This window comes from Flavobacterium sp. (assembly GCF_035456225.1).
Classification (GTDB): Bacteria; Bacteroidota; Bacteroidia; order Flavobacteriales; family Flavobacteriaceae; genus Flavobacterium.
Window position 1 is genome coordinate 1 of the sequence record NZ_DATIDM010000057.1, and the last position, 8,682, is coordinate 8,682.

Annotated in this window: 8 protein-coding genes and 2 tRNA genes; 6 read left to right on the forward strand and 4 right to left on the reverse strand. The window is 38.6% G+C overall.

The features are described 5' to 3' along the window. From VLB74_RS03295 to VLB74_RS03315, 5 genes are all read left to right on the forward strand, one after another. The coding region (locus VLB74_RS03295; RefSeq protein ID WP_325202036.1) for a T9SS type A sorting domain-containing protein at positions 1-361 on the forward strand (361 nt) is incomplete at its 5' end. 285 nt (positions 362-646) lie between these two features. Beyond that, on the forward strand, positions 647-2,572 hold the full coding sequence (locus VLB74_RS03300) for a M1 family metallopeptidase (protein WP_325202037.1): 1,926 nt from the start codon (positions 647-649) through the stop codon (positions 2,570-2,572). Positions 2,573-2,649: 77 nt separating this feature from the next. Next, complete coding sequence (locus tag VLB74_RS03305) at positions 2,650-4,242, forward strand: site-2 protease family protein (RefSeq protein WP_325202038.1); 1,593 nt, start codon at positions 2,650-2,652, stop codon at positions 4,240-4,242. A gap of 72 nt (positions 4,243-4,314) precedes the next feature. Continuing rightward, a tRNA-Asn gene (locus VLB74_RS03310) sits at positions 4,315-4,388 on the forward strand. A 69-nt stretch (positions 4,389-4,457) separates the two neighbouring features. Continuing rightward, positions 4,458-4,531, forward strand: a tRNA-Asn gene (locus VLB74_RS03315). A 232-nt stretch (positions 4,532-4,763) separates the two neighbouring features. Here the strand turns inward: VLB74_RS03315 and VLB74_RS03320 are convergent. The 4 genes from VLB74_RS03320 to VLB74_RS03335 form a co-directional block, all read right to left on the reverse strand. Next, the gene (locus VLB74_RS03320; protein WP_325202039.1) at positions 4,764-5,009 is read right to left on the reverse strand and encodes a hypothetical protein; all 246 of its coding nucleotides are present in this window, start codon (positions 5,007-5,009) and stop codon (positions 4,764-4,766) included. A gap of 130 nt (positions 5,010-5,139) precedes the next feature. Further along, positions 5,140-6,255, reverse strand: a complete 1,116-nt coding sequence (locus VLB74_RS03325; RefSeq protein ID WP_325202040.1) for a DEAD/DEAH box helicase — start codon at positions 6,253-6,255, stop codon at positions 5,140-5,142. Positions 6,256-6,857: 602 nt separating this feature from the next. Next, positions 6,858-7,289 (reverse strand): CsbD family protein, encoded by a 432-nt coding sequence (locus VLB74_RS03330; protein ID WP_325202041.1) that lies wholly within the window; start codon positions 7,287-7,289, stop codon positions 6,858-6,860. Positions 7,290-7,359: 70 nt separating this feature from the next. Beyond that, positions 7,360-7,581 (reverse strand): lmo0937 family membrane protein, encoded by a 222-nt coding sequence (locus VLB74_RS03335; RefSeq protein ID WP_325202042.1) that lies wholly within the window; start codon positions 7,579-7,581, stop codon positions 7,360-7,362. A 562-nt stretch (positions 7,582-8,143) separates the two neighbouring features. Between VLB74_RS03335 and VLB74_RS03340 the strand changes: the two genes are divergently transcribed. Further along, the coding region (locus tag VLB74_RS03340) for a hypothetical protein (RefSeq protein WP_414655585.1) at positions 8,144-8,682 on the forward strand (539 nt) is incomplete at its 3' end.

Consider the following 8,682-nt stretch of genomic DNA (forward strand, 5'->3'; position numbering starts at 1 on the left):
ACAAGATCTTATATTGGACAATAGCTCGAACAATCAGGAATTTATTATAGAAGTACCCTTTAAAATCACGCAAATACTGTTTGACCCGAAAAAAAATATTATTTCCCGATACAGCACGGCGAATATGGTGGGAGACAATTCGGATCTTATCATTTATCCCAATCCCTGTCACGACATCTTAACCTTAAAACTTCCGACAGATGTTAGCTTGGATAAAGTAGAAGTTTACAATGTATTGGGGATGTTGATTATGAGGGAAAACAAATCGGTTATTAACATCAGCACCCTTGCCAATGGTATTTACCCGTTAGTGATCAGCACTTCGACAGGGGTTATTCACCATAAGCTGATAAAAGAATAACGATTTTACAAAGTCATAAAAATTGATTTTTTTCGATAAAAATATCTTAAACAACTCATCACTAACCTATTCAACATCCAGTGAATTTATTTTCTATCGGAAATATTTCACAAACCAACACCATAATTCCCTTTATCTACATAAACAGAAAAACGCTTCCATTCGCATAAAACCCTTATAAATTAGGTTATCCCAAAATAAATTAAAACATACTGTTGTAAAAAACACAAAACAAAATTCTAATGTTATAATATTTTTTATATTTGGGGAAATTTTTTAAGAAATATGAAAAAGTTTCCCCTGCTTTTTGCATTACTCATAACCTTTTATGGTTTTTCACAAACCCATGATGAAGATTACCATCGGATGATTGAAGCCGAAATGAAATCGGCTGCCAAAACAATGGATTTCAGGGTTAATCCCAATACACAGAATTACAACGTAACTTATCACAAACTGGAATTCACCGTTGATCCGGCTGTATATGCAATTTCAGGAGTAGTTACCACTACTTTTACCGCGCTGTCTAACATGTCGACCGTAACTTTCGACTTAACTAATCAACTAACTGTAAGCAGTGTAAAACAAGGTCTGACCAATCTGACATTTACTCAAAATACCAATAACGAATTAGTCATCACACTTCCCACCACAGTAACGACAGGTAATTCGGCAACGGTAAAAATAACTTATTCAGGAGCACCGGCATCTGGCGAACAGGCATTCACAACAAGCACTCATAATGGCACCCCGGTTTTGTTTACCTTATCGGAACCGTTTGGCGCAAGGGACTGGTGGCCATGTAAGCAGGATTTAAATGACAAAGTAGAAAGCATCGATGTTTATATCACAGCTCCTTCCTCCTACGTTAGTGTTTCTAATGGATTGGAACAGTCGCAAACTGTTAACGGAGCAAATAAAACCACTCATTTCCATCACGGATATCCTATACCGGCCTACCTTATCTGCATGGCTGTGACCAATTATCAGATTTACAACCAGCAGGCAGGCTTGGGTACAATGGCAAGTCCTTTTTACCCGGTGGTAAATTATATTTATGCAGAAAACAATACTGCTGCGACAAGAACGCAGATCGACCAAACGCCATTAATTTTAAATTTATACGAATCTTTGATCGGACCCTACCCTTTCCGTAACGAAAAATATGGCCACGCACAGTTTGGATGGGGAGGCGGAATGGAACACACCACCGTTTCCTTTATGTACAATTTCGGAAGAAGTCTCATTGCACATGAAATGGCTCATCAGTGGTTTGGCGATAAAGTTACCTGCGGCACCTGGAAAGACATTTGGCTAAATGAAGGGATCACCGAATATATGTCTGGACTTGTGGTTGAAAATTTCGACGGCGCGTCCAATTTTGTATCCTGGAAAGCAAGCAAAATAAACAATATCACCTCGCAAGCGGGCGGAAATTTATATTTATCGGATACTCAAGCTCAAAATGTAAACACTATTTTCAGTTCCCGAATTTCATACGACAAGGGCTCAATGGTAACGCATATGTTACGACACAAATTGGGAGACGCAAACTTTTTTCAGGCGCTTCGCAATTATTTAAATGACCCTGCTCTAGCCTATGGTTATGCCACCACACCGCAGCTAAAAACACATTTGGAAGCCGTATCCGGCATGAACCTAACTGAATTTTTCAATGATTGGATTTATATGCAGGGATATCCTACCTATACGGTAAACGCACAAACATTGGGCGGCAATCAGGTGCGCATCACGCTTAACCAGACCAGTTCCCATGTTTCGGTTTCGTTTTTCGAAGCTCCGGTTCCTATCCGATTCACCGGCGCCGGAGGTTTGACGCATGATGTCGTTTTAGACAATACCAGCAACGGACAGCAATTTACAGTTTCTGTGCCATTCGCTCCAACAGGAATTCTATTTGATCCCAACAAACATATCATTTCCAAAAACAGCACCGCCACTTTAGGAAACGAATCGTTTGAACTCAATCAAATCATCAGTTTATATCCGAATCCTTCAAATGACCGTATAACAATTCAGCTGCCTACAACCATTCAATTGCAGAAAGCAGATATTTACAACGCTCTGGGTCAATTGGTGGCCACCGAGACAAATGCAGAATTCAGCGTAAACAAGCTATCTAACGGTGTTCACATAGTTAAGATCACAACCTCTGAAGGCGTAATTCATAAAAATTTTATAAAAAATTAGGCAAACCTAAATAACTTGATAATAAGTAAGGCGAAAACCTTACTTTTGTCGTTTATAATAAAAATTCATAGTTTAAAATGATACAATTAGGTCAGATCCTTTTCATATTATCCGTATTGGTAATTCTACACGAATTCGGTCACTATATTACAGCCAGAATGTTCAAAGTAAGAGTGGAAAAATTCTACCTTTTCATGGATGCGGGTTTCGCTTTACTGAAAAAAAAGATTGGTGATACCGAATGGGGGATCGGATGGCTTCCTATCGGAGGTTATGTGAAATTAGCGGGAATGGTGGATGAAAGCATGGACATGGAACAGATGAAGCAGGAACCGCAACCTTGGGAATTCCGTTCAAAACCGGCCTGGCAACGACTGATTATCATGTTGGGCGGAATCATCGTCAACATTCTCCTTGCCTGGTTTCTGTATACGGTAGTTTATACCACTTACGGACAAAAATATGTTTCCACCGATAAAATACAGGAAAACGGATTGTCATTTGGGGAAACCGGATTGAATGCAGGTTTTAAAAACGGTGACAAAATCCTATCAGTGGACGGAGTACATCAGGAACGCTTCAATCGTATGGTATTGGATGCCTTATTGGGAGACAATATTGAAATCGAAAGAAACGGCCAAAAGCAAACCATCGTTTTGTCTGACGAAAATAAAGCCAAAATTTTAGCCAAAGAAGGGCGTGATTTTGTCGGGGCAAGAAATCTGATTTCACAAGTCGTGATTGACAGCGTAGCCTCTGTAAAGAACAAACCTTCCGTTTTAATGGCCGGGGATAAATTACAGATGCTTAACAACAAATCATTCGTTTACTTTGATGAGTTTACGGATGAATTGAAAAATCACAAAGGAAAAACCGTTCCGGTTACCGTTTTAAGAAAAGGCGCTCCGGTTACCGTTCTCCTTGCTGTCGACAAAAAAGGAGATGCAGGATTCGGCGACAGCATCTTTTTAACGGAATCAATGGATATGGCTGATTCTTCTGTTAATCAAATTGTTCCGGGTTCGGAAGCAGACAAGGCAAAACTTCAGGAAAATGATGTCATTTTAGGCTTCAACAACAGAGTTTACGAGAATTTCTTTGATTTCAAATCGGAATTAAGCCAGTCTGCGAATAAAGATATAACGCTGAATATCTTAAGAGGAACACAAAGAATGGCTTTACCTGCCCATGTTGGTAAAAACGGAAAACTTGGATTTATATTAAAACCGAACAATCAGCCAAGCTACGAAATCGTGAACAAACTGAATGTTGCGGAAGCTTTCCCGGAAGCGGTCAAGGAATCATGGCAATTGTTAATATACAACGTGAAGCAATTCAAATTGATTTTACGTCCTAAAACAGAGGCTTACAAACACGTAAAAAGCCCTGTCGGAATAGCAAGGGCATTACCTGATACCTGGAACTGGGAATTCATCTGGAATTTCACTGCCCTATTTTCGATTGGTTTGGCCTTCATGAATCTGTTGCCGATCCCGGGATTAGACGGTGGCCATGCCCTGTTTACCATTGCCGAGATGATAACCGGTAAAACTTTAAGTGAAAAAGCTATGGGTCACGTACAAACAGCCGGAATGATTATCTTGCTGAGTCTAATGGTCTTAACCTTTGGAAAAGACATTTACCAGCTAATAGCCGATAAACTTTTATAAAATTTTTTAATTTTTTATTTGCGAGTATAAAATTTCAGCTTATATTTGCACCGCATTAAAGGTAACACACCTTCCTCCTTAGCTCAGTTGGTTAGAGCATCTGACTGTTAATCAGAGGGTCCTTGGTTCGAGCCCAAGAGGGGGAGCAAAAAAAGCCATTCGCAAGAGTGGCTTTTTATATCTTTAAAAAAAGTTCTTTACATAAAAATACAGTTTCCTCCTTAGCTCAGTTGGTTAGAGCATCTGACTGTTAATCAGAGGGTCCTTGGTTCGAGCCCAAGAGGGGGAGCTTTTAAAGCCTGACAGTAATGTCGGGCTTTTTTTATACAAATAAAACTGCAAACAAAAGGCTTCGCATTTCTGCGAAGCCTTTTTCATTTAAAACCAAATACTATTTGTGTGTTTTATTTCCTAAAGAAGCATCCTGTTTAACGGAAAACGGTATGGTTCACCAAAATCCACTTCCAATTAAACTCTTAGACCTTCACGCAAAGCCAACCAAAAAATTATCTCTGTTCAACTTATTTTACAATCCCGTTTCCGTAACGCGGATTCGGTGTAATCAAATTTACTTTCCCTTCGACAGGTTTCTTAATTTCAGGAGGCGTCGATGTTAAATTCCCGTTTTCATCCACGTAAGCAATCATGCTGTCAAATCCTTTCCCCTTGTTATTATTGACTTTTCTGTCTTCCTTTTTCTGGTCTTTGACTTTCTTTTTTAATACTCTCTTCTTATTTTTTTCTTTCTTGAAAAATGAATCAGCCATAGTTCTGTGTTTTTAAAATTCAACAATTGTTCGTATTCGTTTATTATAGCCACATCAAAGACCTTTCACCCCATATATTTGTAAACAGGAGAATCGGCTTCGATATGTCTTTAAAAACTATAATCCTGCATTAAATACTGGAAACAGAAAGGGTGACCCCTATTAATTTCTCAATACTCTTAAGTTCTCCTTTTTCCTCTCTGCTGCAAAAGGAAACGGCAACACCGCTTTTACCGCCACGTCCCGTCCGCCCAATCCTGTGCACATAGGTCTCCGGAATGTTTGGAAGGTCATAATTAACCACGTGAGGCAAATCCTCTATATCAACACCTCTTGCGGCGATATCGGTAGCCACAAGAACCCTCAAATCATTTTGTTTAAAATCTTCCAAAGCTTTCTGACGGGCATTCTGGGATTTATTACCGTGTATGGCAGCCGCCAAAACCCCCTGACTGATAAGCTTTTTTACCAACTGATTGGCTCCCCTCTTGGTACGGGTAAAAACCAACGAACGCAAAATTCCCGAATCACCTAACAGCGTTGTAAGCAATTGCTCCTTGTCGCTATTTTCAACAAAATATACGGACTGGGCAACCGCCTGTGAAGCAGAAGACACCGGATCAACACTTACGCAAACCGGATTTTTCAAGAGACTGTCGGCCAATTGCTGAATGGATTTCGGCATAGTAGCCGAAAAAAGCAGTGTTTGCCTTTTAGCGGGAAGACATGCCACAACCTTCTTTACATCATGCACAAAACCCATGTCAAGCATTCTGTCGGCTTCATCCAATACAAAAATTTCCAAATGGGAAAGACTAACCAGGTTTTGATTCATCAAATCAAGCAAACGTCCCGGAGTGGCAATAAGCACGTCTGTACCGGCCTTCAAAGCCTTTACCTGATGTACTTGTGACACCCCGCCGAAAATAGTCGTACATCTTAGGTTAAGATTAGTTCCATAGCAAGCAAAATTGTCTCCTACCTGTATCGCTAATTCCCTTGTTGGGGTAAGTATCAATGCTCTGATGGATTTAGGCTTTACAGCTTGTCGAAGCGCCAGTTGCTGCAAAATGGGCAAAGCAAAAGCAGCTGTTTTTCCCGTGCCTGTTTGTGCACATCCCAATACGTCATTACCCTGCAAAATCAACGGGATGACTTGCTCTTGTATGGGTGTGGGAGAAAAATATTTTTCCCGTTCAAGCACCTTGAGTATGGGAGATAGTATATTTAAATTTTCAAATGTCATAATTTTAAATTTTGTAGCTGATAACCAGCTTTTATTGTTCTTTTAATGTCAAAATTCATTTCAGAAATTTTGACGTTTTGTTATACAGCATCAAATAATACTTAATGATGCGATTTAGGTGTGATTGTAAAATGAAATGAAAAAGCCTAAAGTAGTTTTAGAGCATCAGACAGAACAGGACATTGGGCTAATGCCCTGAAAGTCGGAAAATTGGCAGTGATTATTTTTTCGGAAAACTTCCTTGATAGTATACAACACTAAATAAATCAAGGATTTGTGTTGCTGAAGTCGTGGCAACCCACATCTCCTGCACAGAAGTTTACGGTGTAAACTTGTTTAAATTAATAAAGCGGCAACTGAAACGCTAAAACTGAAGAGAAAGAGACTGCAAATTTACAAATCAGAACAAGCATTGGCAGAAAACCATTAGAAGGCAAAGCTAGACATAATATATTTAACAAAGCTTTTTTTTTGACAAAACTTCAAAAAAGATTCAATTTTTACAAGAAAAAAACATTGAAAATCAGAAGTTTACAGACTGTGCTAACAAAAAAAGTACCAGCCACACTGATACTCTCCCACTATTGCACAATCCGTAAAAGTTAAAATCTGAAAAGCATAAACATGAGTTCTTCTTTTGTCAACCCTAATATTTTTCGAACCTTTTCAAGCATTTCTTCTTTTTTCCCATCTATGAACAGCAAATCTGTTTCACTTAAAACAGAATACTTTTCCAATAACTTTTCTTTTTGTTCCCCCCAATTTTCATTCAGGGATTCTGAGTTGTCGTTTAAATTTTTCATAATATTTTCATTTGTATTATAATCTACGGCCGATTTCTTGCTACAATTCATTTGGAAAATTAATTCTTCCAAATAATGTATCAGGTCGGCATCCTCAATTCCATGTTTGTCGAAAGTCTTTAATGAAAAGGGCGTTTCGTCCAAATGCTCATAAAGCCCTGGAAAGTTTTGCTGAATCTTCTCCGTTACAGAGAATATCTTCTCAGACAATATGCCGTGCAGTGTTTTCATTTTTTAATTGCTTATTATTACTGATACTTAGTGACACTTATCACAATCAGCTGATTTCAAAATTTACAAATTACGCCTTATTCAAAAGCTTAATGATTCCTACAAAATCGTAAACTAAAATTGCCGCAATAGGAAGTAACAACAAATGAATAAAAGACCCTGTGTTACTGACAAAAAAGGCAACGCCCCATAAGACAATAAGTATTATTGCTATACTGTTATAAAAAGTTTTCATGATGTTTATTTTAAATTTTTTTGACCACAGTTTTAACATTGGAATTTCCCGATGCATTCCATCTTTACTATCAAAAAACTTTCAGCTAAACATTATGAAGAGGAGATTATCAATTGAAGTAATAGAGCTTCTAAAAATGCTCTTTAGTAAAGATACACCTATTTTAAGGATAAATATTTTAAAATTGGTTTTAATTAACTATTATTCAGCCATTTGCACACAAAACTATCAGATTTAACCATAAATTATCCATATCATTTAAGCGTATCGCACACAAAATTAAATAGTATCAAGATTTTTTTAAGACGCAACACTACTGTCTGGTCTTTTTATATTATTGATCCTTGAGTAATTTTTATCAGATACAGAAACAAACATTCTGTCAGTCCCGAACAACAAAATCACAATCCTTTCATTTTGAGCGTTTAAAACATTTTTAACCACCTACGCGTTTCGATTTTTCATAACTTTATATGTTAAAATTTTGATTATAAAATACTTATACTTCTTTATCTGGTTAGTATCAGCAGGTATAATCGATAAAACACACGGACAATCTGCCCCTCAACTGCAATGGGCGTTCAGCGCATGAAATCCAACACCCGCAGCCGCAGGCGTATTGAGCAACGCCATCGCTGTTGATTCCGCAGGCAATCGCTACATAACAGGACATTACTCTCTGACCGCCGATTTTGATCTCTCTCCGGCAATCGCAACCCACACTTCTTCGGGAAGCGTCGACAGTATTATTGCAAAATACGACGCCAACGGAAATTATCTCTGGGCCAGATCAGCCGGAGGGGTCTTGGAGGAAACCGCCAGTTCAATAGTGATGAATAACAATGACGAAATGATTATAACCGGAGCTTTCAGCCTAAATACTGACTTTGACCTCTCCAATGACAGTTTCAACTTAACATCCATCAACTCCTCGGATATGTTTCTAGCCAAATACAAAGATTGCAGTCCCACACCGGTGGTTGTTACTTTATCGGGAAACACCCTAATAACAACCACATCGGCAGATTCCTATCAATGGATAGACTGCAGCAATAACAACACGCCTATATCAGGTGCGACCAACGCATCGTTTACTCCTGCTGTCAGCGGGAATTATGCTGCCGTTATAAACATTAATGGCTGCCGAAGCATTTCTGC